Origin of the sequence: Paraglaciecola arctica BSs20135 (genome assembly GCF_000314995.1) — a bacterium.
Taxonomy (GTDB): Bacteria; Pseudomonadota; Gammaproteobacteria; order Enterobacterales; family Alteromonadaceae; genus Paraglaciecola; species Paraglaciecola arctica.
On sequence record NZ_BAEO01000010.1, the window covers coordinates 32,821 to 58,349 of the forward strand.

Consider the following 25,529-nt stretch of genomic DNA (forward strand, 5'->3'; position numbering starts at 1 on the left):
AGCGACCATGCAAAACACTCCCCCTAAGTTTGATATTGTTATATTTGGTGCCACCAGCTTTGTGGGTCAAATATTAACGCGATACATGCTTGCCCAGTTTGGCGTTGAAGGCGAACTTAAATGGGCGATTGCTGGGCGCTCCCAAAGTAAACTCAACGAACTCAAATTGTCTCTAGGTATAGCGGGAGAACCCCTTGATGTTTTAGTCGCCGATGCCGCAGATGAAGCTAGTTTACGCTTGTTATGTGGCTCTACCCGAGTGGTTATTTCCACAGTGGGCCCTTATGCACTTTTTGGCGAACCTATGGTTAAAACCTGTGTCGCTTTGGGCACAGATTACTGCGATCTAACTGGCGAAGTGCAGTGGATTGCAAAAATGTTAGAGCAATATGAAGACCAGGCTAAAATAACTGGTGCGCGTATTGTTAATAGTTGTGGATTTGACTCTATCCCATCTGATTTAGGAGTGTACTTTTTACAGCAACATGCCAAACAAAAATTTGGAGAAGCCTGTAGTAGCATCAAAATGCGCGTCAAAAAGATGAAAGGCGCTGCGTCGGGTGGCACAGTGGCCAGCATGACCAATATCTTTAAAGAAGTGGCCAGTAACCCTGCCCTACGTAAAACTTTAGCTAACCCTTACGCCATTTGTCCTGCCGACCATGGCAATAAAGTGCGCCAAGACAACATGAACCGCCCACAATATGACAACGACTTTAACAGTTGGGTAGCACCTTTTGTGATGGCAGTCATTAACACTCGCATTGTGCATAGAAGCAATGCTTTAGTTGCAGGCGGCTACAGCCAACACTTTGAATACAACGAAGCGATGTTAACCGGTAAAGGTCTAATGGGCAGCGGTATAGCAGCTGGTGTTGGTTTTGGATTAGGCAGTTTTGCTATGGCGGCGGTGATCCCCCCTACCCGCTGGGCAATGGAAAAATTTATTCTGCCTAAACCCGGCGAAGGTCCAAGCCAAGATGCTCAAGAAAAAGGTTTTTACGACTTACGTTTTTACGGTAAAACCGATAGTGGTCAAGAAATTCGCTGTAAAGTCACAGGCGATCAAGATCCAGGTTATGGCTCTACCGCTAAAATGTTAGGACAAGCCGCCGCATGTTTGGCCCAAGATATCAGCAAAGACAAAGTACCAGGTGGATTCTGGACTCCCGCTAGTATCTTTGGTTCACAATTAATCACACGTTTAGAAAGTCATGCGGGGTTAACCTTTGAGATTATTGACTAATAATCTACACAAACCGCCCCCATAATTTGCAACCGCTAAAGAGCCAGCGCCAAATAAATTTTAAATATGGGGGCAGGATTGTGAAAACTTGGCAATTACAGAGTGTACGTCTAATACATAACTGCCAATTATTTATATTTAGAAGGCTTAAAACACTTTTATTGGGCAGCGATTAACCTTTTATCTAACACTCCACTAAAACGCGTCAGTGCCAGAGCAATTAATACTACAACAGCGCCAACCCAAGGGGTGTTCATTAAGCCAGACTGTTCTACTATTAAACCACCACCCCAAGCGCCTAGGGCAATACCGACATTAAATGCAGCAATGTTTAAACCAGAAGCCACATCTATGGCTTCTGGGGTATGTTGCTCGGCTAACTTAACAACATACACTTGTAAACCCGGCACGTTGCCAAAGGCAAATGCTCCCCAAACTAATATAGTGATGATAGCCGCCAGAGGATTTACAGCTGTAATGTTAAAGATAAATAATATTGCCGCTAGACCAGTAAAAATAATAGTAAGTGCTTTTATAGGGCCCATTTTATCGGCCATTTTTCCGCCCAAAATATTTCCAACAGCTACCGATACACCGTATACCAACATCACTAAACCAATAACGTTAGGACTAAACCCAGTAATTTGATTAAGAATGGGAGCTAAATAAGTAAACGCCACGAAGGTGCCACCGTAACCAACAGCTGTGATGGCGTAGACTAATAATAACCTTGGATGTGTTAATACTTTTAATTGTGCTGACATTTTTGCAGGCTTAGTTTGTTTTAAATTATTAGGAATAAGTATTGCGCTGCCTACCATTGCAATTAAGCCTAATACCGAAACAGTGAGGAAAGTTGCTTCCCATCCAAATTGTTGGCCTATATAAGTACCTAATGGCACACCTGTAACTAAAGCCACAGTCAAACCTGTAAACATGATTGCTATGGCACTGGCCGCTTTTTCTTTAGGCACTAATCCTGTAGCAATAGTTGACCCTATCGAGAAAAAAACACCATGAGCTAGGCCAGTTAAAATGCGAGCAACTATCAACGCTTCAAAACTAGGGGCCTGCCATGCCACTAAGTTTCCGATAACAAATAAACCCATAACAAATAACAAAACGTGTTTTCTGTTCCACTTGCCGGTTAACGCAGTGAGTACAGGTGCGCCAATTGCCACACCTAGGGCATACAGACTCACAAGTAAACCTGCTGATGGTATAGATACGTTCAAGTCTTGAGCCATGGTTGGCAGCAAACCTACGATAACAAATTCTGTGGTGCCTATTGCAAAGGCACTTAACGCTAATGCAAGTAACGCGAGTGGCATAATCATCTCCAAATAATTTTCAAATAGTGAATTGTGGGACTGTGATAGCGGAATTATTTCAACCATCACTTTGTAGAGGTAATTATTCACGGCTATACTGTTGTGATAAATAGCACCATTAACAAATTACTTTTGTAGAAAACAGTATGAATATTGACTTAAAAACGCGTTCCGATGATTTGGAGCTTTTACTTTGTGTTGTCGACTCAGGTGGTTTTTCTGCTGCGGCTGAAATATTAGATATTCAAGTCGCTCGTGTCTCTAGATCGGTAAGTAAAATTGAAACGCAGCTAGGCGTTACTATTTTAACCAGAACCACAAGACGAATAGAGCTTACAGAGGAAGGCAGAAAATTTGTTAGTAGCATACGAGTTGCTTTACAGTCTCTGCAAATGGCTGAAAATGAGATTATTGCCCGTGGTGAGTTACCTGCAGGTAGGCTACGTGTTAATGCCGCAAGCCCGTTCATATTTCATCAACTCATTCCTCTGATACAAGCGTTTAAAGTTGCCTATCCAGACATAGAGCTTGAACTGAGATCAAATGAATCCTTTATCGATTTAATAGAAAACCGAACCGATGTTGCAATACGAATTGGTAAACTCGAAGACTCAACTTTACATGCAAAAGCACTAGGTAAAAGTCCTCTGTATATTGTGGCGTCACCTGAGTACATCACTAAAAGAGGAGTACCTAAGCAGCCCCAAGATTTAAAACACCATGACATTATTGGGTTTTCTGATATTAAATCACTTAACAAATGGCCAATTAAAGGTGGCGAACCAATTGTGCCAACTCTAACTGCGAGTAACGGCGAAACTATCCGTCAATTGGCATTGTCAGGTAATGGGATAGCTTGCTTGTCTGGGTTTATGGTGCACCAAGATATTGCATCTGGGGCCTTAATGACCTTGTTAAATTCTTATCGATTACTGAATACAGATAGAGAACAAATCAGTGCGGTATTTTATCAATCCTCATCCGTGGCGAAACGGGTAACTGCTTTTTTAGACTTTATTAAACCTAAACTAAAATTAGAATAATTAAAGTTAGACTTGGTAACGGATGTTTTTCTAGTATGCGCAACTCCAAAGACGCTAGAACGTCTTCAGAGTTTTCATTTTTTAAAAGTCTCGACTACTCAAGCTTTTAAAACAAATTTAAACCAAAGGCTTTTTTCACCTGAGCTAAGACATCATTGGATTCATCGTTGGAACGCTCTGTCCCTTCTTTTAATATTGCAATAAGCTGCGAAGGATCAGCAATAAATTTTTCTCTACTTTGACGGATGGGTTTTAATAATTCTTGCAAACACTCATCTAGGATTTTTTTAATACTGCCATCACCTAGCCCACCTGCAGTATATTGCTCTTTTAAATTAGCAACATAATCCTGATCTTGATGGAACGCGTCTAAATAGGTAAATACAACGTTGCCTTCTACTTGGCCCTTATCACTCACACGCAAATGACTCGAGTCGGTATACATTGCCTTAATCGCTTTGCTTATCTCTTTTTCACTGGCACTTAGCATAATAGTATTGCCCATGGATTTAGACATTTTGCTCTTACCATCAACACTGGGTAAGCGAGAAACCTTGCTTAATAATGGTTTGCACTCAACTAAAATATCTTGCTGGGCGATGTGGTTCAGCCTTCTGACAATTTCATTAGTCTGCTCTAACATAGGTAATTGGTCCTCACCTACCGGCACTAATGTCGCTTTAAACGCGGTAATGTCTGCGGCTTGGCTAATCGGGTATGTTAAGAACCCCGCTGGAATTGAACGGCCGAAAGATTTACTTTTAATCTCATTTTTAACCGTAGGGTTACGCTCTAACCGAGCAATAGAAACCAAATTAGCGTAATACATAGTCAGTTCAGCAAGTGCAGGTATGGCTGATTGTAAACAAATAGTGGTTTTTAGCGGGTCGATACCCACAGCCAGATAGTCGGCCACAACATTTAGAATATTTGCAGATATTTTTTGCGGGTTATGACCGTTATCAGTCAACCCCTGCATGTCAGCAACTAAGATAGTTTGTGCATAGCGGTATTGTAGCTGCACACGTTGTTGCAACGAACCAACAAAATGCCCAAGGTGTAATGAGCCTGTGGCACGATCACCAGTGAGAATTTTTTCCTGGCTGTCGATAGTTTGATTTGAATTAGCTTCGGGATCTAATTGAAGTGTTGTCGCGTTTTCCATTGTGTATCTCCTAAATATATTACCGGAGACATTCGTACTTTATTCATAAGCTGCCATCCGGCGATCTATGAACAAAAGTATTCAACACCGCTCTTAAAAAAGAGAGTGCCACCAAGATGTTGTGATAAGTATAAAAATAAGTGCTGGTTTCATTCCACGCAAAATATCAAGCTGCATTCATTAGCGCAAGTAAAATAAAGGGGTCAGATCCAATTTAAAGACTAAATTAAAGTAATCTAACGCTTTGGCTCAATAAAAAATGCCTAGAAAACCAAGAGTTTCATTAGCGGGAGTGCCAGTGCACATAATTCAGCGTGGTAATAATCGCCAGGCTATCTTCGCATGTGACGAGGATATGAAAGCCTATGTAACTTGGTTAAAAGACTATGCCAAACTTCATATCCGAAAGATCACCCAACAATCAAATTTTTTAAACCATTGAATACTTATAACGAATGTGAACTGCCAGGCCACTCTGTACTAATTGGACTTTTTGGATGGTCAGTAAGATAAATTTTCACTGAAAACTTACCCAAACACCACTGCAATGTACACCTAAAATAGTAAATATTATTGTGTGGCGGCAACTCCCGCTCCCAGTAGCGTGACAAAAAGAATTTGTGGAAAAATAAGCGGCACAATAGAACCACCTAGGATAAAAAAAGTTGAAATGCATTAGGTTTATCACGAACAATCATTATTACTTCCTACTATGGTTTTAAAGCGAGCGATCTAGATTATTTGTACAGGTGAGTGGCATGAAAGCGCAGGTGCTCTTCAATAAAACTCGATATAAAGTAATAGCTGTGGTCATAACCTTCATGAATAGCCAACACCAATGGATAACCACTCACTTTGGCCGCAGCTTCTAACACTTCAGGCTTTAACTGCTCAACCAGAAAATCATCTGCGCCGCCTTGGTCCACTTTAGCCGGAACAAACTGGGTCGCTTGTCGCATCAATTCACTGGCATCATGGTTTTTCCAAGTAGCTTTATCTTTACCGAGATAGGCGGTGAAAGCTTTTTTGCCCCAAGGAGCTGTCATTGGATTACAAATGGGACTAAATGCCGACATCGATGTATAACGCTGGGGATTTAGCATCGCAATGGTCAACGCGCCATGTCCGCCCATGGAATGACCGCTAATTGCGCGTCTATCTGACACCGGAAACGTTGCTTCAATTAGCGCAGGTAGCTCATTAACCACATAGTCATACATTTTATAATGACGATCCCAGGGTGCCTGGCTGGCATTTACGTAAAATCCCGCACCTTGTCCTAAATCGTAACCTTCATCATCTGCAACGTTTTCACCACGAGGGCTAGTATCCGGGGCGACAATCGCAATACCCAATTCAGCAGCGATGCGTTGAGCAGCGGCTTTTTGCATAAAGTTTTCATCGGTGCAGGTCAAGCCCGAAAGCCAGTACAGCACAGGTACTTTTTCTCCACTTGATACTTGCGGCGGTAAGTAGATAGCAAACCGCATACTGCAATTTAATGTAAGTGATTGATGGCTATATTGTTTGTGCCAACCACCAAAACTTTTATTGGCACTTAAATTTTCAATTGTCATTGGAATTCCTCAAAGAGCAGCCCAAAATCAAAATGATTTTGGGCTGTGGAGCGGTTATTATTTGTCGAAATGAATGACAGTGCGAATGCTTTCGCCTTTGTGCATTAGCTCAAACGCATCATTAATGTCTTCAAGGGGCATGGTATGAGTAATAAAATCACTTAATTTGAATTCGCCAGCTAAATAACGCTCAACATAATCAGGCAACTCAGAGCGACCTTTAACGCCACCAAAGGCTGATCCGCGCCAAACACGACCGGTCACTAACTGGAACGGCCGAGTTGAGATTTCTTGACCTGCTCCGGCCACGCCAATCACCACTGATTCGCCCCAACCTTTATGGCAACACTCTAATGCAGAGCGCATGAGGTTCACGTTGCCAATACATTCAAACGAGTAATCAACACCACCATCGGTTAATTCCACGATGACATCCTGAATTGGCCTGTCATAATCTTTCGGGTTAATAAAGTCCGTAGCGCCTAGTTTTTTGGCGAGCTCAAATTTACTTTCGTTGATATCAATAGCGATAATACGACTGGCTTTTGCCATTGTTGCGCCGATAACCGCTGACAGGCCGATACCACCAAGACCAAAGATAGCAACAGTCGCGCCCTCTTCAACTTTAGCGGTATTCATGACCGCGCCCATACCTGTTGTCACACCACAACCGAGTAAACAAACCTCTTCTAATGGCGCATCTTTATTGACTTTTGCCAGGGATATTTCAGGTAAGACTGTGTATTCCGAAAACGTTGAACAGCCCATATAATGGAAGATAGGTTGGCCATCTTTATAAAAACGCGTAGTACCATCTGGCATCAAACCCTTGCCTTGTGTTTCGCGAATTTTTTGACACAGATTAGTTTTGCCAGATAGGCAGAATTTACATTCACCACACTCTGGTGTGTACAACGGGATCACATGGTCACCCACTTGCACACTGGTCACCCCTTCGCCGATTTGCTCAACGATACCGCCCCCTTCGTGACCTAAAATAACCGGAAAAACACCTTCTGGATCATCACCGGACAAAGTAAAAGCATCGGTATGACACACACCCGAGGCGATAACCTTTATCAGTACTTCGCCTTTACGGGGCAGCATGACATCTACCTCTTCGATTGATAGTGGCTGTTTTGGACCCCAAGCAATGGCGGCTTTTGATTTAATAAATTTGTCTGACATATATATTCTCACTTCGTAGTTGATCTAAATTTAAATAATTAAGTTGTTTGCTGTTGGGCTAATGAGCATGACCTTGCGACAGGTTAATCATGGCAATACCTACTGCCACAAACGCCATGCCAAACCATGTGGTTAAATCAAGGTGTTGACGATAAATGACGGTAGACAATAAGGTTACTGTGATAATGGCGAGCCCTGCCCAAAGTGCATGCACAATACCAATAGGCATGTCTTTCATTGCTTGCCCTAAAAACATGAACGCCGCAAGGTGACCGAGTAGGACTAACGCACTTGGTAGCGGCTTGGAGAAGCCATCAGTCTCTTTCAATGCAACATGGGACATGGCTTCAGCAGCGACACCTAACAACAGAAATAACCAACTCATATTTGCTTCCTAAAATGTTACGTAATTTATTGTTAGTGAAGTAAAACGACTTGTTGACTAAAGGGCGTTACTTAGCACTTATTAGTTCGCAGCAGCTTTACGTTATGGCGAGTATTATAGTTGTTCCGGTAGGAATGATAATATGCTAATTTGTGAAATGTCTTTTACATATAGGTAATAATCATGCAGTGGGATGGTATTAGCGAATTTGTCTACGTCGCAGAAAATGAGAGCTTTACCCAGGCGGCAATAAAAATGGCTATTTCTACTGCACAAGTAAGCCGGCAGATAAGCGCATTAGAGAAACGACTCAATGTAAAATTGTTTTATCGTACTACGCGTAAGGTATCTTTAACTGAAGAAGGTCGGGTTTTTTATCAACACTGCCGCGGCGTACTGGATGGATTAGAGGCCGGCGAAAGAGCCATTACAAACTTGCAATCGAAACCCCAAGGCAAAGTCAAACTGTCCGCGCCAGTAACCTATGGTGAACAACAAATATTGCCTCTGGTAAATAATTTCATGCAGCAATACAGTGACGTCGAAGTAACTGCCTTTCTCAGCAACCAACAAGTGGACTTAGTTGAGGGCGGGTATGATTTAGCCATTCGTCTTGGTAAGTTAAGTGATTCGTCGATGATGGCGAAAAAACTAGGAAAGCGCACAAATTTTGTGTGTGCATCACCCGCTTACCTAAGCAAGCATGGTATTCCGCATTCCTTGTCAGAGCTTAATTCACACAGTTGCCTGCTGGGAACCCTGGATTATTGGCGCTTTAGGGGATCAGGCAAAGAAAAAAACATTCGTGTGACGGGCAAACTTCGTTATAACAGTGGGTTTGGGCTTGTTGATGCTGCGTTGAAAGGCTTGGGGATAGTGCAATTACCTGATTATTATGTGCAAGATCATTTGCAAAGTGGAGAATTGATCACCTTACTTGATAATTATCGCGAACCTGACGAAGGTATTTGGGCAATTTACCCACAAAATCGCCATCTATCACCCAAAATAAGGTTGTTAGTGGATTATTTGGCTGAGCAATTAGCCTAACTTTTCAATTCTAGGTATTTCAATTTATTCACTCATTGTTACCACTCAGAAACAGTTATTTTACATTACATGGGATTATCAATATCTGGAATGAATGTAAAATACCTCTCATCGAATCACACATTAGCAATAACGCTACACATCGATAATCGAATATTTAATTCTTAATGAATGGAGCACAATTATGAGCATTTTTACTCATGTAAGTGTCGGTACCAACGACTTGGATCAGGCCCGTGCATTTTATGATAATGTTTTAGCAACATTGGGCTATAAGCGTATCACTGACTTAGGTGAATGTTATTGATTTTATGTGTTCAATTCTAGAAGTGATAGATACGATATATTTCCAATAATACCTGTTGAGATCGCAGAAGTATTCGAAGATGTCTTGGTAAATTTTTACGCAACAGGAGCAATCGATTTATGGCCATACACAAAAGATCGTCAACCATCACTCAAAATAACACCAAGAATGTTCTCTGTGATCCTGATCACTGCATTCAGGTACGGGGTGCTAGGGTGCATAACCTAAAAAATGTCGACGTCGATTTGCCTCGTAACGCATTGGTCGTTTTTACGGGGATTTCTGGGTCGGGAAAGTCTTCACTTGCCTTCGGCACCTTGTTTGCGGAATCACAACGTCGCTATCTCGACTCGGTGTCGCCCTATGCCCGTCGATTGATCGATCAGGTTGAGGAGCCCGATGTAGATGCAATAAACGGATTGCCGCCAGCGGTCGCACTTCAGCAACAACGAGGAACTCCGTCGGTTCGCTCATCCGTCGGCAGTGTTACCACAATTTCAAATGCCCTGCGCATGCTTTACTCTCGTGCAGGAAAATACCCCCGCGGTCAGAGTATATTATATGCAGACGCGTTCTCCCCAAACACACCGCAAGGAGCCTGTGCTAGATGCCATGGCATTGGGCGCGTGTTTGAAGTGACTGAAAAGTTACTCGTTCCCGACGATACTAAAACAATTCGCGAACGAGCCATCGCAGCTTGGCCACCGGCGTGGCAAGGTCAAAACCTAAGCCGCATACTGGTGTCACTCGGACACGACATTGACATACCATGGAGAGAGTTACCAAAAGTAACCCGCAACTGGATACTATTTACGGAAGAGACTCCCGTTGTACCTGTCTTTCCAGAATACAATCTTGCACAAACGCAGGAAGCAATTGAAAAAGGCGAAGAGCCTCATTACATGGGCACGTTTTCAAGCGCTAAACGCTACATCTTGCAATCTTTTGCAACCACACAAAGCCCCCGGACTAAAAAACGCGTTTCCCAGTTTATGCAGATTTCTCAGTGCCCAGATTGTGATGGCAAAAAACTAAAACGTGAATCGCTGTCGGTGAAATTTGCTGGACTCGATATCGGTGAATTGTCCCAGCTGACGCTTACAGAGTTGGCAATGCTGTTACGTGATGCCGCCAGTACAAAGCCAGCCGTCCATGTGCACGACCGAGAAAAAGTGATAGTCGCGCAGCGCATTGCCAGCGACATTCTAGCCCGTGTCGAGGCGCTAACGACTCTTGGTTTAGGATACCTGTCACTCGAACGTAGCACGCCCACCTTATCGCCCGGTGAACTGCAACGTCTGCGACTGGCAACACAAATCCGTTCCCAGTTGTTCGGCGTAGTCTATGTACTAGATGAGCCCTCAGCAGGTCTGCACCCCGCCGACACTCAAGCATTACTGGGTGCATTGGATGAACTTATACTAGCTGGCAACTCGGTATTTATTGTAGAGCATGATGTCAGTGTCATTCGACATGCCGACTGGATTGTTGACGTTGGTCCAGATGCAGGGACTCATGGCGGGGAAGTCATTTACAATGGTCCGTTAGACGGCCTGCGTGAAGTAACTAAATCACATACCCGTCGATTCCTTTTTACCAGCGATGCGGTAGAGAAACGTACACCTAGACAGGCGACGGCCTGGTTAAAACTGGCGGGGATTAAACGAAACAATCTTCAGGGGCTCAATGTTGAATTCCCCCTTGGCGTCATGACGACAGTTACCGGTGTATCGGGTTCGGGTAAATCGAGCCTAGTGAGTCAAGCACTTGTGGAACTGGTTAATGCTTCGCTGGGCGTGAAGAAAAGCGACGAAGCTCCCAATGGTGAGGCCGAATTACTGGAACGGGAGCTTGAAACAGCAACAGACGGTAAAATTATTGACGGCTTGGAGCAAGTGCGACGATTGGTGACTGTTGACCAAAAAGCGATCGGCCGCACGCCGCGTTCAAACCTTGCTACCTATACCGGCCTGTTTGATCACGTGCGTAAGTTGTTCGCTTCAACGCGTAAAGCCAAAGCACGTCGTTACGATGTCGGGCGGTTTTCGTTCAACGTTGTAAAAGGCCGCTGCGCAAATTGCGAAGGGGTCGGTTTTGTTTCTGTGGAGTTGCTGTTTCTCCCCAGTGTTTATTCACCTTGTCAGGTTTGCCAGGGACAGCGCTACAATGACAAAACACTTGAGATCACCTACAGAGACAAAAACATTGCCGAAGTGCTTGATTTAACCGTTGAATCAGCTCATGAATTCTTTGCAAATGAAGCGCCGGTATTGCGAGCTTTAGACGCGTTGTTGCAAGTCGGACTCGGCTACCTGCGACTTGGTCAGCCGGCAACAGAATTGTCAGGCGGCGAAGCCCAACGGATCAAACTTGCAACTGAACTTCAGCGTACGCAACGAGGCGATACCCTCTACATTCTTGATGAGCCTACCACTGGCCTACACCCAGCTGATGTGTCGAGATTGATGTCGCAATTGAATGGACTGGTTGACGCAGGCAATACTGTCATCATGGTTGAACATGATATGCAGGTCGCCAGCAGCAGCGACTGGCTTATTGACATTGGCCCCGGCGCTGGTGATCAAGGTGGACTCGTCGTTGCTCAAGGATCACCAGCGGAGGTCGCAATGTCGAAGACTAGCCGCACAGCACCCTTCTTGAGCACGTAACACAAGTGGCCATGGTATTATTGATCCAACTAATCAAAGGTCAGGAAATTCATCAACCAACACTTTTGAGCTTACTGCCAACAATGAAGATGTAAGGCCGCCTACTGGGGCAACAATTAACTTATATTGGCAAGGTTGCAAAAAGAAGCAAGGGCTTGAATACGCTTTGGAAAATGGAGAGAAGCATTTGATTCAGAGCTTTAAGCTTAACTATGATAGTTGGACGACTATCAGCGCGGATTTTCATTCTCCGAGAGTTGGTTATAAGAGCATAAGAGTTTTCGCTAAAATCATTGCCTCAAGTCAACATGTACTTATAGACAACGTTCACCTATTGGAGTTGTTTTTCTTCGTTACGGCGATAATGACTCAACTTAAGCGCAATATGCCCCATAACCAAGATTTCAATTTTTCTGGGGCTAGCAGCGAGTCGAGTATTTTCCATGCTCAACAAACACTTCTTGGGCGATGTATTCACTGTGTTTAATGTCGCCGACTGATGACGACATCGCTAAAAGAAAATTGAAAGAGTTAGAAGTCTTAGAAGCGATAGTCGCGGATAAAAACATGAGCTAAATGAAAACATTACTAAGCATGGTTGATATTTGTAAATGGCCGTTAAGGTTCTATGCAGGGCACAAAGCCATGAATGGCTGTATCCCTTTAGTGTAAACCATTTCAACAACCTTTATCTGCAGCAGAGTTAGACATAACCTGATTGCCAAAGAGACGCCAATCACCTAATTGAGATTTTCTGTAATTAAGTTGATTTTTGCGACTAAATTGACCTTGTAGTTACAGCAATCTATCCCAACTCCACCAAATAATGATATTTATCACTGCGACAGCGACTTAGTCTAAATTCAATGGCCTTGTTATCTAATGAATGGGTGACTCTGGTAACTTCGAGTAACGGCTCGCCTTCATTTATACCTAACATTTCTGCATCTTGTTTAGTGGCAAGCACGGCTTTAATACTGTCGCGGGTGTCTCGCACTGTTAGGTTAAATTGAGTTTGATAAAAATGGTAAAGAGTGTGCGGAATTTCAGGTTGTTTTTCTAATATAGCAAAGTATTTATGTGGCAAAAATATAGTTTCTGCGATGCAAAACTCATCATTCAAAATCCGTCTTCTAGTTAGTACTATCACTTTCGCTTTAGGCGCTAATTCTAACGCTTCGGCAACTTGTTTAGTCGCTACATGAGTTTCAACTGATAATAATTCCGCTTTAGGTAATTCAGGGGTTTTTCCATCAGCAATTAATGGAAAAAATCGATACAAACTATGATGCCCAGTATGCTCAGATACAAAGGTACCAATACCTTGTTTACGATTCAAAATTTTAGCAGCAGTTAAACTGTTTAACGCCTTACGCACCGTGCCTTGACTCACATTTAGCTCGCTAGCCAATTGAAATTCATTAGGCAACATTTCACCAGGCTTCCAACGTTGTTCAACAATCAGTTGGGTCACATGTTCTTCAACTTGTTTGTATAAAGGTTGGAAAGCTAGCCCAGGATGGCTGAGTTTATTATCAAAACGATTCTTATTCATTAATGTGAACAGCAAGTAAACGTTTGTCTAGAGTAATATTAACTGCCACTCTTATACAAGGCTTTAAGCTGTTTTATCGATTACAAAAAATTCCTAGTGCAGTCGATCCCCCCTGATTGATTGACAAAAATTTAACACTACTATAACTTATGTCTTATATAAGATTAATAACGCACCTTTTATTTATTATGCTGAAAGCAGTTTATGATAAATTTATTTGGCGTTTAGCAAACTATTAGAGGTTACTTTTGTCTGTGCTTACCCCGTCACCTTCACCCGTACTTAACCTTTCCGCACCTGATTGGAACACTGTCACTCAAGTTAGTGTTACTAGTGGTGCTTACGTTGCCGATGATGGTTCAGTTATGCTGCCGACTTCTGTTGGTTTGTTACAGGTGAGTTTTCACTTATCTGGATTACGCTTGAGAATAGCGGGTAAGTCTACTGCCAATTATGAAATGTTAGTTCAAGAACCCGAGATACGGCCTAGCCTATTGAGTGAGGGCAATCAAAGTACCACCATCACCTCTGATAATAATGAACTTATCATTCAACACAATCCTTTTTCATTTGCACTCAGTTGCGATGGCAAAAATGTCCAAAAAACCCCAAATGATGGACATTTTGTACGTCAATACCGTATGCCACCTCTAGCAAAAACAGCTCAGGGTTGGTTGTTTAGTTTAGATCTAGGCGCAGAAGAAGCCGTGTATGGATTAGGCGAAAAATGGTCGAGTTTAAATAAACGAGGTCAGTTCATTCGCTCCTATAATCACGATGCTCTTGGGGTAAATGCTGAAATATCCTATAAAAACACGCCCTTTGCTTGGAGCCCTGAAGGTTGGGGGGTATTTGTACATACCCCAGCTCCAGTCACTCATGCAGTGGGTTACGCACCTTGGTCGCAACGTGCTTATGCTTTGTTGGTTGAAGATGATGCCTTAGATATATTTATACTTAAGGGCAAAAATGGTGGTGAGATAATCCATCAATATACCGAACTAACAGGTAAAGCTCCGGTTCCGCCAGTGTGGAGTTTGGGAGTGATTTTATCTAAAGCCTATTACAAAGATGTCCCCGAACTCATGGCTACTGCCAAAGCAGTACGTGAACACAATATGCCTTGTGATGTGATCACCTTAGATGGACGCGCTTGGCAAGATACCGATACCCGTTTTGCCTTTGAATGGGATCCCAAACGATTTGCCAACTTTCCCCCCGATAAAGTCATCGCTGATTTAAAAGCCATGGACTTTAAAGTGTGTATTTGGGAATACCCTTTAGTATCGGTACAAAACCCATTGTTTGCAGAAATGGCTAAAAAAGGTTGGTTACTCACCGATAAACGCACTGGTGAAGCCTACCGTTATCAGTGGGATATGAGTGCTTTTGCCGAAGTGCTTACGCCTTTGCCTGAGTCCGGCATAGTGGATTTTACACACCCCGAGGCATTTGCCTTTTGGCTTGAATCGCACAAACCGCTATTCGACCTAGGCGTGGATATGATCAAAGCCGACTTTGGTGAGCAAATAGAAGACGATAACATGCTTGCTCACAACGGCGACTCAGGCCATAGATTACATAATGTGTATAGCCTGTTGTATAACCGCTGTGTGTATCAAGCCGCTGAAAAATATAGCAAAACAGGACCATTTTTATTTAGTCGCAGCGCTTGGACAGGTTCGCAACGTTATCCTAGTCAATGGGGCGGCGATCCACAGGCTGATTGGGGTGGACTGATTGGTAGTATACGTGGAGCCTTATCTTGGGGCATGTCTGGCGCACCTTATTTTGCTACTGACGTAGGTGGTTTTTATAAAGATACCCGCGACGCTGAGTTGTTTGTTCGTTGGTCACAAACCGCGGTATTTTCTGCGCACATGCGCTTACATGGCATAGGTCAGCGCGAACCTTGGAGTTATGGTTCGGATGCCGAAAAAGCGGTTAATCAAGCGTTAAAACTACGCTACCAGCTCATTCCTTATATTCAACACACTATGCAACAAGCAAGCGAAACAGGTTTACCTGTAATGCGTGCTATGGCCTTGGCCTTTCCCGATGACAGATTAGCCAGAGGTTTTGAAATACAGTTTATGTTTGGTGACAATTTATTGGTTGTGCCTTGCACTCAAGCCGGTGGCGAAGTGGAGTTTTATCTACCTGAAGGTCAATGGCTAAGATTCCCTGAACAACAAGCATTTACCGGGGGAAAAGTTCACAAGTTAACTTTAGCCCTAGATGAAATGGCGGTGTTTGTCCCAGCAACACAACAAATACCTATTGGTCCAGATGTGCTACATACCGAACAATTAGAGCAACCAAAAATTGGCCAACAAGTCAGTCATTTCTGGCCAATCAAAGATGTAAAGTCACTATGATTAAACTGCAGCAAGCTCTGTTTGTTATCAATACACCCTTGGGCAAGCTCAACTACGCAGTGGCAAATATAGCCAAAAACTTAGCCGGTGGATTACTTGCGATTATGTTGGCCATGATACTGGCGCAGGTGTTTTTTCGTTATGTACTCAACGATTCATTAGCCTGGACTGAAGAACTCGCAAAGTTTGCCATGGTTTGGGTAGCCTGTTTAGTTGCGCCTTGGGCGTATCGTGCACACTTGAATGTATCGATCCAGATGTTCGCCGATGCACTGCCTGCGGTTTTACGCAGAATAACCGAGTTACTGATCACTTTGTTAGTGATAGCTATTTGCGGCATATTTTTTATACAGAGCCTAGAGTTTTGGCAAACAGGCTTGAGTATTAATGCCTCGTCTGTGCCTGTTAAATTAGCTTATTTTTATAGTTGTGCCCCTTTTGCATTTGGTTCGATTTGTTTGGTTGGCTTAGAAAAACTCATCGAACAATTGTGTTTACCATTAGATCATTGTTTTGCCCCACAGCAGGATGCCACCTAATATGTCGTTAAGTTATTTCTGGGTCTTTATTTTATTGTTAACCGCAGGTGCACCGGTCATTTTTGCGCTGTTAATTGGTCCTGGCGTCAGCCTGATTTTAGATGGTAAGGAAGTGTTTTTTTCTGCGCTGTTAAATCGACTTTATTCAGGTATGAACTCTTTTCCTTTGATGGCAGTACCCTTCTTTATCCTCGCTGGCGAACTGATGAATCAAGGGGGGATCACTCAATCGATTGTACGTTTTAGCCAAACCTTGATAGGTCACTATCGAGGCGGTTTAGCACAAGTGAATATTTTATCTTCGGTGTTATTTGCTGGGTTGTCCGGCTCAGCGGTAGCCGATACTTCAGCCCTAGGTAAAATGCTGATCCCTGCCATGGAGCAAAATGGTTACAGCAGGCGTTTTGCCGCAGCAGTGACTGCCGCATCCTCGGTGATTGGCCCGATTATTCCCCCCTCAGGCATTATGATTTTATACGCCTTTATTATGAACGTATCTGTCGCAGGCATGTTTTTGGCCGGTATAGTGCCGGGCATATTGATTTGCGCCGGTTTAATGTTAATGACCAGCCATATTGCCAAAAAGCGTAATTACCCTGTGGCTAATGCTAAAGCCACTTGGCATCAACGGGGTAGTGCCTTAAAAAGCTCGTTTTTGCCTTTGTTAACCCCAGTTATTTTACTCGGCGGTATAGTGCTTGGGGTATTTACCCCCACCGAAGCAGCGGCAGTTGCGGCAGGTTATGCGCTGCTCATCACCTTGTTTGTGACCAACACATTAAAATTTAACAAGTTACCTACTATATTGGTCAATGCAGCAGTGCAATCTGGAACCATTTTATTATTGGTCGGTTCGGCTGTGACTTTTGCTTGGATCATCACAGTTTCTGGCATGGCCGATACGCTCGCCTCAGAAATAATAGGTATAACCGACAATGTGTTGTTACTGTTATTGATCATCAATTTGTTCTTATTTGCCATAGGCATGTTCTTAGATGCTGGGCCCGCCATCCTAATTTTAGGTCCAGTGCTGGCGCCTATATTTATTACTCTAGGCATAGACCCTTTGCATTTTGCGGTGATCATGTGTGTGAATCTAACAGTAGGACTCGCCACACCCCCTATGGGCTTAGTGTTGTTTGTTGCGGCGTCTGTGTCAGGTGAAAAAACTGAAAATATCGCCTTAGAAATGCTGCCTTTTTTAGCGGTAGAAGCGGCGGTCATATTTCTAATCACCTACTTCCCTGCCCTCACAATGACCTTACCAACGTTTTTTGGATTTGCTTAATATGTCGACGAAGCGTTTAATTTTACTGATTATTTATGGACTAATTACCATTGCTTGTTTAGTGGGAATTTTCCGCGCTAGTGTAACCCAAGCAGAATTTACTATTAAAGCGTCGATCCAAGCCTCCACTCAAGATGAGGATTATGTGGGTCTGTTGGCGTTCAAAGAATATGTCGAAAAAGCCAGCAACGGCCGAGTGCAAGTTCAGTTATACGCTTCAGGTCAATTTTGTGGCAGCGTCCCCGAATGTATCGGAAGTTTGCAATCGGGTGTATTAGAAATGTTCCCTAGCACAGCAGGCGGTACAGGTAACTTTTTTGCACCGGCTCAAGTGTTAGATTTACCCTATGTTTTTACAAGTGATGCACAAGCAGAGTGTGTATTAGATGGCCCTATTTTGCATAAAATGCGCGAAACTGTGCTGGGCCAAGGCTTAAATATTCGTTTAATTGGTGTATCCAATACTGGCGGTTGGCGTAATTTTGCCACTACCAAAAAACCTATTCACAGCCCAGCAGATTTACAAGGCCAGAAAATCCGCACCACTCCCGCGGATATTCAGCAAGAGTTAGTCAGGCAGTTAGGTGCTAACCCTACCCCTATTTCTTGGGCTGAACTCTATACTGCGTTAGCTACCGGAGTAGTTGAAGGTAGTAAAAATGGCATTCAAGATATTATCGGCGCTAAACTGGAAGAACATTTAAAGTATATTATCCTTGATGGACATTCTTACATGGCAACCCTGTGGTGGTTTTCTGAACCAGTATGGAAAACCCTACCCAAAGATATTCAGCAAATTGTACTCGACGGATTTGCTAAACAAAAAGCCGCAGCCAGTGAATTAGTCGCAACTCAGGAAAGCCATTCTTACAAAATTTTTGAGCAAGCGGGCGGTACCATCTACCGCCCTAGTGTTGCAGAGAAACAAGCGTTTAAGGACGCATCAAGCAACATGCGTCAATGGTTTATCACAAATTTTGGCCAAGAATGGTTAGATTTATTGGAAACTTCAGTTACTCAATGTAACGCCAGTATCAAGTAACACTCCACTTCGATTACAAACAATTAACCTTTAAACAACAAAATGATTGCAAATTTGTTACTTAGGGGTTAAATTTTCCTACGTCTTCTGTCTTATATAAGACAGTTAAAGTAAATCAACATTTAGAATAAAAATAATAATTGGTGAAACTAACCAATAACACATAAGCCGTCACCTCAGGCAGTTGAAATAAATATTCACTGGGGCGCCGTTACATAAAATAGACAAGAACGAATCTTGAGAGAACACTATGCAACTTAAACCCAGTAACTTACACACCTGCATCACCAAGGCACTTGCATTAACTGCTTGTATGACTATTGGTTTCAGCGCCAATGCTCAAGAAGCAGAGAAAGAAGAAGCCCAAGGCTTTGAAAAAATCACTGTTACCGCGCAAAAACGCGTAGAGAGTCTCAATGAAGTGCCAGTTGCGGTATCCGTGCTTAGAGAAGACCAAATCAACTCTGCTTTTTCATCCAATATAGAAGGCCTACAAGCTTTAGTGCCTTCAGTTAGTTTTAGAAAAGGTAACACTACCCGTAATTCAGCCATTACTATTCGCGGTGTAGGCACAATTTCTTTTAGTGTTGCAGCTGAACCAAGCGTATCAACTGTTGTTGACGGTGTAGTGTTAGGTCGCTCGGGACAAGCCTTCGTAGACTTATACGATCTTGAGCGTATTGAAGTATTGCGCGGTCCTCAAGGGACACTTTTTGGTAAAAATGCTTCTGCAGGTGTGGTTAACATCACCACTAAACGTCCATCAGATGAGTTTGAAGGCAGCTTTGAAGCAACATTATTTCAAGATAACGAATATCGTTTAAAAACCAGCGTGTCAGGCCCGCTAAACGATAAAGTAAGCGGTAGTTTAACTGTTTTAAAATCACAGTTTGATGGTTACATTAATAACGTATACAACAACCAAACTACCAATGGATACGATAAAGAAGGTGTTCGCGCCATGCTCGATATCGAGGCGACTGACAACACCGACATCTTGTTTATCTTTGAAAATGTAAATTCCAATGACAATTGTTGTGCTGATTTAGAGTTAACAGACAGCTTTAGACATGACTCAAAAGCATCTCCTAACAATCCAGATGGTCTAGATTTAGAACAAAGACAAATAGACCATGATTTTGAAACGCGTACCTTAGACGAAACTACAGCGTTTTCGATGCAAGTAGACAAAGAACTAGGCGATCACCAACTCACCTCAATCACAGCATACCGTAGTTGGAACAATACCGAATTTAGAGAAGGCGACTTCACTTCAACGACTGGCTCCATACCGTTTCCTGTCAACTTTGGTAACGTTAATGATGGCGGAGTAGCATTTCAGTTACATGATATTGGTGCTCAAGAATGGGATCAAATATCGCAAGAATTACGTATCGCCTCGCCAACAGGTGGTGCCTTCGATTACCAAGCAGGTTTTTTCTGGTGGAATCAAAAGTCTGAACGTAATTTCACTCGTGATGCCAGTTGCCAGAACAATGGCGGTCAATTCGCATCAGCTATTAGCACCTATTTAGTTGATGTACTAGGTCAAGCCACCCCAACTGATGCTGAAGTAGAGCAATTTATTAGTGACGAAGGCCTTAGCTGTAATGCCAATGATATTGTTGGTGCCACAGCCTATATGAAAACTGAATTTGATAACTGGGCCTTGTTTGCAGATGGTAAATACCATATCAATGATGATTTTAGATTGTTATTTGGTTTACGTTATACCGATGATGAAGTCAGTTATTCCCATATTCGTAGCAGTAATGACCAATACAGTCGTACCGGTGTGGGGGTTCGTTCAGCTGAGACTGATTACGCAGGCTCCACTGATAAATCAAATGTGTCAGGAAAATTTGGCGCTCAGTTTGATTTAAGCGACGACAGCATGGTGTACGCCACTTACTCTCAAGGTTATAAAGGCCCAGCCTTTAATGTGTTTTACAACATGTCTGACAACGATACTTTGCCCATAGATTCAGAAACATCAGATGCCTATGAGCTTGGTTATAAATATGCCAGTCGTAATTTAATTTTTAACGCCGCGATATTCCGTACCGAAATAGACGGATTCCAAGCTAACAACTCTGAATTATTAGACGGTGTCACTATTACCCGCCTAACTAACGCGGGTTCGGTTATTACCCAAGGCATTGAATTTGACTTTATGTGGCAAGCCACAGATCAACTGACATTAACAGGTGGACTGTCTAATGTAGATGCAGAAGTTGATCAATTTTTATGTCCAGACGGCACTACAACCAGTTGCGATGCAATATCAGGTACAGACTTACCCTTTTCCCCTGACTTAAAATACTCACTCACTGGCGAGTATCTGTGGGAATTAGAGGATATGGATATCTACTTTAATAGTTCATACGTTTACACCGATGAAATATATGCCGGTGCGCCTGGTGCAACAGCCACGCCAACAGATCTGCTATCTGATTACGCTATTATTAACGCAAGTTTAGCTTTCTCGTTTAGCGATGATGATTATCGAATTTCAATCATTGGTAAAAATCTAACCGACGAAAGTTATATCACTACTTACAGTGGCGATGGCTTCCGTTATCAGATCCCTCGAGATGCTGATCGCTACTTTGGTGTGCAGTTACGAGCCAAGTTCTAAACTAAGTTCTAAACTTACTTTAGCGTGTCTTGGCGCTCTTCTTCTTAGGAGGTTTGAGCGCCTTTTTTGTGGCAGCTATACAGATAACGGTTAGAGATATTGAGATGAAACATTTGCAAATTTTTAAACAATCTCACTACTATTTTCCATCTTAAAATGCCGTTTGTGCCAACTTATCGTCAGTGGTACCGAAAGATTAAGCATAAAAGTGACCAACATTAAGGTATAAAAAGCCTCTACAGACATGATGTGATGCTGGACATAAGCGATATCCATCACCACAAACGCTAATTCTGCCCTACCCAACATACCAAAACCAATCATCCAACTGGCAGGCCAGTCGAAATAACCTGTATAACGAGCTGCCAGAGCTGCAGAGAGTACTTGGCCAATGAATAGAGCGACAAACAATATCAGTGCTTCGGGTAACACAGACACAAAGGTCTCAAGGTCAAATAATAGCTTGCTGCCTAAAGCGACAAAAAATACTGGGCCAATCCACGAAAATGCCACATTGTCGATAATCTCCCTAGCCTGTTGGTAATAATCTTTATCTGTGTCTTTGTCTTCATCATTGTGAAAGTTAAAATATTCACGATGAATGATCAACCCAGCCATATATGCGCCAACCGCCGGATGAAAACCAAATTCATGAGCCAACAGCCCCACTAATACCGCAATCAATAACAACGAGAGAACAGTGTATTCTCCTTTTGCCATTGCCAATACTTCTCGTAAATTAAGTTTACCCAAAAAAGGGATTTTCTGAGTAAATCCCTGACTAGCTGGAAATAACCATCCACCAATCACAGTCACAATTGCAAAAAACGCCACTGCTTTGCCTAAAACTAACAAGATACCTTCTAGGGAAACGCTTGCCTCGCCTATGGCAATAGGCACTAGAATGGCGACTAATGCCAGTGAAGCGATATCATCAAGTACCGCAGAGGTCATGATCCCAGTAGCCGCAGGAGTATTATTCAAACCTTCACTTTTCAGTGAAACCATAGTTAAGGACACTGCGGTTGCCATCATAGCCAAACCACAAAAAAGAGAGGTGTTAGTGTCATCCCAATAAATGTCTGCCACCACATAACCTATAACAAAAGGCGTAATAGCACCAAAAAATGCGATCCCCCAACTACGCTTGATACCTTGTAAAAAATTGGCGGTGTTTTCCTCAAAGCCCAGAGCAAACATAATAATGATGATCCCAAGCTCTGCGAAATCAACAATAAACACCGGCAAAACCTCTGGCAAAAAACCCACGTTTACGAGAATAGCTCCGCAAAATAGATACCATAAAACAGGGGTCAAACGCGTTTTGTGGGCTAAATAAGATGCAACAAAGACAGTAGTCCAAATCACTGCTAGAACAGCAATATCATGCATAATAATCTCCAATGCCTCGATAACCCCAATAATAGCAATACTGGATACACTCGATGTCGTTTCACAACAACAAAAACCATTTAACACATTGTTTTTTATTGTAATTATTTCTAGGGACTCGGCAGGTCTTAACCCAAATTTAGGTTAGATATTAAACATACGCCTATGGAGGATTTTAATATTGATACTGATCAGTACTATTACTATTAGCTAATCATTGCAGGTTTTTATTGGCTTGGAATAAAACAAGGTTATCTAAGGCGTCATCCACTCGGTGGGTAAATTATCTTTGACTAACTGATTAATACTCACATTCAAAATATTGTATTGTTCGCTGACATTTTCAGCAAATTTTGATGGTAAATAACTGCGAGCAATTATCATTGAATCCGGATATTTATTTTTGAGCCACAGGGAGGTTCTAAAGTTATCTTCTACTGAATCTGTGCATAAAATTATTATGGGTTGAGTGTTAGCTAAGTCCACTTTGGAACGCAATTGTTGCCACACTTCTGGATGAGAAATATTGCCCTCGAAGATTTCTCTTTTACAAAAATCAGTTAGTTGCCGTTGCTCATCCACTACTTGAATACGACGTTTGGCATCAATACCAATAATCGCAATAGTATCAATTTCTTTTTGTGTATAGTGTTGTAGTTCTTCCAGAATTGTTTGACCAAATAAACCAAACCCGGCAATCACCACCACATCCTTAGGTACAGTTTGCACAAAATGCGAAATCAAATGTTGCTGCACTAAAGCCGAAGCCGCCAATTGGTACGCATTAAAATTAATACATTGTTTAGCCACCGAAGAATCGGCCATGGAACGCATAAAGCGAATACTATTGCAGTGAATAATAATTTTGCCTTGCAATGAAGGTTGTATCTGTAAAATTTTGTGAGCAGCTTCATAATTTTGGAAATTATCTCGGCCGAGCAACAACACCTTTTTGGCCTTATGTAGGAATAATTTAGATAAAAAATAACTATGGGTAATATCACCGGTGATCACTATGGCGTGATAACGGCGTTTTAATTCTTCTTCTCGTATAGCTGAAATTTCATCACAAATAATGAGTATTGGGATCTTGGGTTGTACTAACCTTAGTTGTTTTAAGTAGGTAATAGTTAACTCGTTTGATCCTGAGACAACTATATGATTACTGATCCTCCGAAAGTGCCATTTGTATGGGGAGATGGTTTTAATCACCGCTTCAATAATGGTAGATGCCGCTAATATAGGCGAGCCGAAATAGCTCAACCACAACAACAATCTTGCCCCTAAAGGACCATCAATAGGGGTGCCTAAATCCAGGCCACCCATGACAAATAAACCTAAACTGTAATAGGCTTTCGTCAGCATATCCGCAGTTTGAACATTTGGCCGCTCTGATAGCGACACACCCATCATCAAAGCGAAAAAAGCACACAGAAAAAGTACAACAGCAGCGGACCATCGCCAACTAAGTTTTACTGTAAGAAAAGACATACCACCCACCTTTGAGAATCGAAAAGCATTCACTAGAAAACAGACCCACTTTAGCAGTGCCTGACATCATAAGGTAGTGAATAGTAAGGATTTTACTTCTTTATAACGGGCATCAAATAACTAAGTTTTTATTGAAGGACAGGATTTAAGCAACTTACTATGAATAGCTAACTTATTGGAGTTTACTGTTGTTGGATTCTCGCGCCTTGAGCAGGCGCCGTGCTTAAAGAGTTTTTATAGGGATTAGTACTAAACAGTGACGCCTAAATATAGGGTAAACTTAATAGTATCAGTCCAGCTATCCACAGCGTTTCTAACACTAAGAGTAAAATAGGTTTTAACCCTACTTGAAGCAGTTGCCCCAAATTTGATTTCATACCAATAGCCGCAATTGATATCACTAAGGCAAAGCGTGAAATATCTGTAGCACCTTCAGTCACCACCTCAGGTAAATCCACTAAGCTGTTAATGGTCATTAACACCACAAAGGCAATTAAAAAGGCTGGAATACCTGGCGGTTTTGCATCTGTAGTTTTATCTAGATTCATCCTCAACACTAGTAATATACATACCACTACAGGCATTAAAAACGCTACCCTAACTAACTTAGTCACTGTGGCCAAATCACCAGTTTGCTCTGATACTGAATACCCAGCTCCAACTACCTGCGCCACATCATGGATAGTGCCACCTAAAAAGATACTAATGTGAGTAGGACTCAAATTAAGTAGTTCCGCTATTATTGGATACAACACCATAGCCACTGTGGACAATGCAGTAACCACAACAATAGTCAGTAAAGTATCGCGATCTTTATCTTTACTATCGGGTAACACAGCCGCTATAGCCATAGCCGCAGAAGCACCACATATACCTACCGCGCCTCCAGTTAACACACCAAAACGTTTTTTTAAGCCAAGGGCTTTGGCTAACACAATCCCCAGACCAATAGTGCTAGCAATAGCCACTATTAACAATAACGCAGTTTGCCAGCCTAGTGCCGCCAAATCACCAAAGGCAATACGTAACCCTAATAATCCCACACCTATTCGCAAAATATGACAAGCGGTAAATTCAATGCCCTCTTTGCATGTTGTACCTTCATACAAAAACGACATAGCAATGCCTAACAACAAGGCAAATAACATAGCAGGTGCGCCATAGTGTTCACTTAAGAACAGTGCGGCTAGACCAACAATGACAGAAATTAAAACACCCGGCAGCTTAGTTTTTATATGCAATGTA

At 42.4% G+C, this 25,529-nt stretch carries 19 protein-coding genes; 10 read left to right on the top strand and 9 right to left on the bottom strand.

Annotated features, from left to right (window positions below; all coding sequences use genetic code 11):
• Positions 1–7: 7 nt before the first annotated feature.
• The gene (locus GARC_RS03600; protein WP_007616825.1) at positions 8–1,246 is read left to right on the top strand and encodes a saccharopine dehydrogenase family protein; all 1,239 of its coding nucleotides are present in this window, start codon (positions 8–10) and stop codon (positions 1,244–1,246) included.
• Positions 1,247–1,404: 158 nt separating this feature from the next.
• Here GARC_RS03600 and GARC_RS03605 read toward each other — a convergent pair whose 3' ends face one another.
• A complete protein-coding gene (locus GARC_RS03605) occupies positions 1,405–2,577 on the bottom strand; it encodes an MFS transporter (RefSeq protein WP_007616827.1) in 1,173 nt (390 codons plus the stop codon).
• A gap of 146 nt (positions 2,578–2,723) precedes the next feature.
• Between GARC_RS03605 and GARC_RS03610 the strand changes: the two genes are divergently transcribed.
• The gene (locus tag GARC_RS03610; protein ID WP_007616829.1) at positions 2,724–3,620 is read left to right on the top strand and encodes a LysR family transcriptional regulator; all 897 of its coding nucleotides are present in this window, start codon (positions 2,724–2,726) and stop codon (positions 3,618–3,620) included.
• A gap of 106 nt (positions 3,621–3,726) precedes the next feature.
• On the opposite strand, the gene trpS is transcribed toward GARC_RS03610, so the two are convergent.
• The 4 genes from trpS to GARC_RS03635 form a co-directional block, all read right to left on the bottom strand.
• Positions 3,727–4,785, bottom strand: a complete 1,059-nt coding sequence (gene trpS, locus GARC_RS03615; RefSeq protein ID WP_007616830.1) for a tryptophan--tRNA ligase — start codon at positions 4,783–4,785, stop codon at positions 3,727–3,729.
• A 737-nt stretch (positions 4,786–5,522) separates the two neighbouring features.
• On the bottom strand, positions 5,523–6,362 hold the full coding sequence (gene fghA, locus GARC_RS03625) for an S-formylglutathione hydrolase (RefSeq protein WP_007616833.1): 840 nt from the start codon (positions 6,360–6,362) through the stop codon (positions 5,523–5,525).
• A gap of 57 nt (positions 6,363–6,419) precedes the next feature.
• Positions 6,420–7,550, bottom strand: coding sequence for an S-(hydroxymethyl)glutathione dehydrogenase/class III alcohol dehydrogenase (locus tag GARC_RS03630; RefSeq protein WP_007616835.1), 1,131 nt, complete (start codon positions 7,548–7,550; stop codon positions 6,420–6,422).
• Positions 7,551–7,608: 58 nt separating this feature from the next.
• Positions 7,609–7,935, bottom strand: coding sequence for a DMT family transporter (locus tag GARC_RS03635; RefSeq protein ID WP_007616837.1), 327 nt, complete (start codon positions 7,933–7,935; stop codon positions 7,609–7,611).
• Positions 7,936–8,118: 183 nt separating this feature from the next.
• Between GARC_RS03635 and GARC_RS03640 the strand changes: the two genes are divergently transcribed.
• From GARC_RS03640 to GARC_RS03645, 3 genes are all read left to right on the top strand, one after another.
• Entirely contained in the window at positions 8,119–8,985 is an 867-nt protein-coding gene (locus GARC_RS03640; RefSeq protein WP_007616839.1) for a LysR substrate-binding domain-containing protein, read from the top strand.
• A gap of 184 nt (positions 8,986–9,169) precedes the next feature.
• A complete protein-coding gene (locus GARC_RS27530) occupies positions 9,170–9,292 on the top strand; it encodes a VOC family protein (protein ID WP_007616841.1) in 123 nt (40 codons plus the stop codon).
• 119 nt (positions 9,293–9,411) lie between these two features.
• On the top strand, positions 9,412–11,961 hold the full coding sequence (locus GARC_RS03645; RefSeq protein ID WP_007616862.1) for an excinuclease ABC subunit UvrA: 2,550 nt from the start codon (positions 9,412–9,414) through the stop codon (positions 11,959–11,961).
• 805 nt (positions 11,962–12,766) lie between these two features.
• On the opposite strand, the gene GARC_RS03655 is transcribed toward GARC_RS03645, so the two are convergent.
• The gene (locus tag GARC_RS03655; RefSeq protein ID WP_007616864.1) at positions 12,767–13,516 is read right to left on the bottom strand and encodes a GntR family transcriptional regulator; all 750 of its coding nucleotides are present in this window, start codon (positions 13,514–13,516) and stop codon (positions 12,767–12,769) included.
• A 248-nt stretch (positions 13,517–13,764) separates the two neighbouring features.
• Here GARC_RS03655 and GARC_RS03660 point away from each other — a divergent pair, with 248 nt between their 5' ends.
• From GARC_RS03660 to GARC_RS03680, 5 genes are all read left to right on the top strand, one after another.
• Positions 13,765–15,894: a glycoside hydrolase family 31 protein gene (locus GARC_RS03660; protein ID WP_007616865.1), complete on the top strand. Its 2,130-nt coding sequence runs from the start codon at positions 13,765–13,767 to the stop codon at positions 15,892–15,894.
• Entirely contained in the window at positions 15,891–16,433 is a 543-nt protein-coding gene (locus GARC_RS03665) for a TRAP transporter small permease (protein WP_007616866.1), read from the top strand. The genes GARC_RS03660 and GARC_RS03665 overlap by 4 nt, the downstream gene beginning before the upstream one ends.
• Position 16,434: 1 nt before the next feature.
• The gene (locus GARC_RS03670; RefSeq protein ID WP_007616867.1) at positions 16,435–17,721 is read left to right on the top strand and encodes a TRAP transporter large permease; all 1,287 of its coding nucleotides are present in this window, start codon (positions 16,435–16,437) and stop codon (positions 17,719–17,721) included.
• Between the two features lies 1 nt (position 17,722).
• The gene (locus tag GARC_RS03675) at positions 17,723–18,763 is read left to right on the top strand and encodes a TRAP transporter substrate-binding protein (RefSeq protein WP_007616868.1); all 1,041 of its coding nucleotides are present in this window, start codon (positions 17,723–17,725) and stop codon (positions 18,761–18,763) included.
• 250 nt (positions 18,764–19,013) lie between these two features.
• A complete protein-coding gene (locus tag GARC_RS03680) occupies positions 19,014–21,401 on the top strand; it encodes a TonB-dependent receptor (RefSeq protein ID WP_007616869.1) in 2,388 nt (795 codons plus the stop codon).
• A gap of 123 nt (positions 21,402–21,524) precedes the next feature.
• On the opposite strand, the gene GARC_RS03685 is transcribed toward GARC_RS03680, so the two are convergent.
• The 3 genes from GARC_RS03685 to GARC_RS03695 all read right to left on the bottom strand — a co-directional run bounded on the left by GARC_RS03685 (position 21,525) and on the right by GARC_RS03695 (position 25,525).
• On the bottom strand, positions 21,525–22,793 hold the full coding sequence (locus GARC_RS03685) for a cation:proton antiporter (RefSeq protein WP_007616870.1): 1,269 nt from the start codon (positions 22,791–22,793) through the stop codon (positions 21,525–21,527).
• Positions 22,794–23,048: 255 nt separating this feature from the next.
• Positions 23,049–24,284, bottom strand: a complete 1,236-nt coding sequence (locus tag GARC_RS03690; protein WP_007616871.1) for an NAD-binding protein — start codon at positions 24,282–24,284, stop codon at positions 23,049–23,051.
• A 263-nt stretch (positions 24,285–24,547) separates the two neighbouring features.
• Positions 24,548–25,525 (bottom strand): YeiH family protein, encoded by a 978-nt coding sequence (locus GARC_RS03695; RefSeq protein WP_007616872.1) that lies wholly within the window; start codon positions 25,523–25,525, stop codon positions 24,548–24,550.
• Positions 25,526–25,529 lie beyond the last annotated feature (4 nt).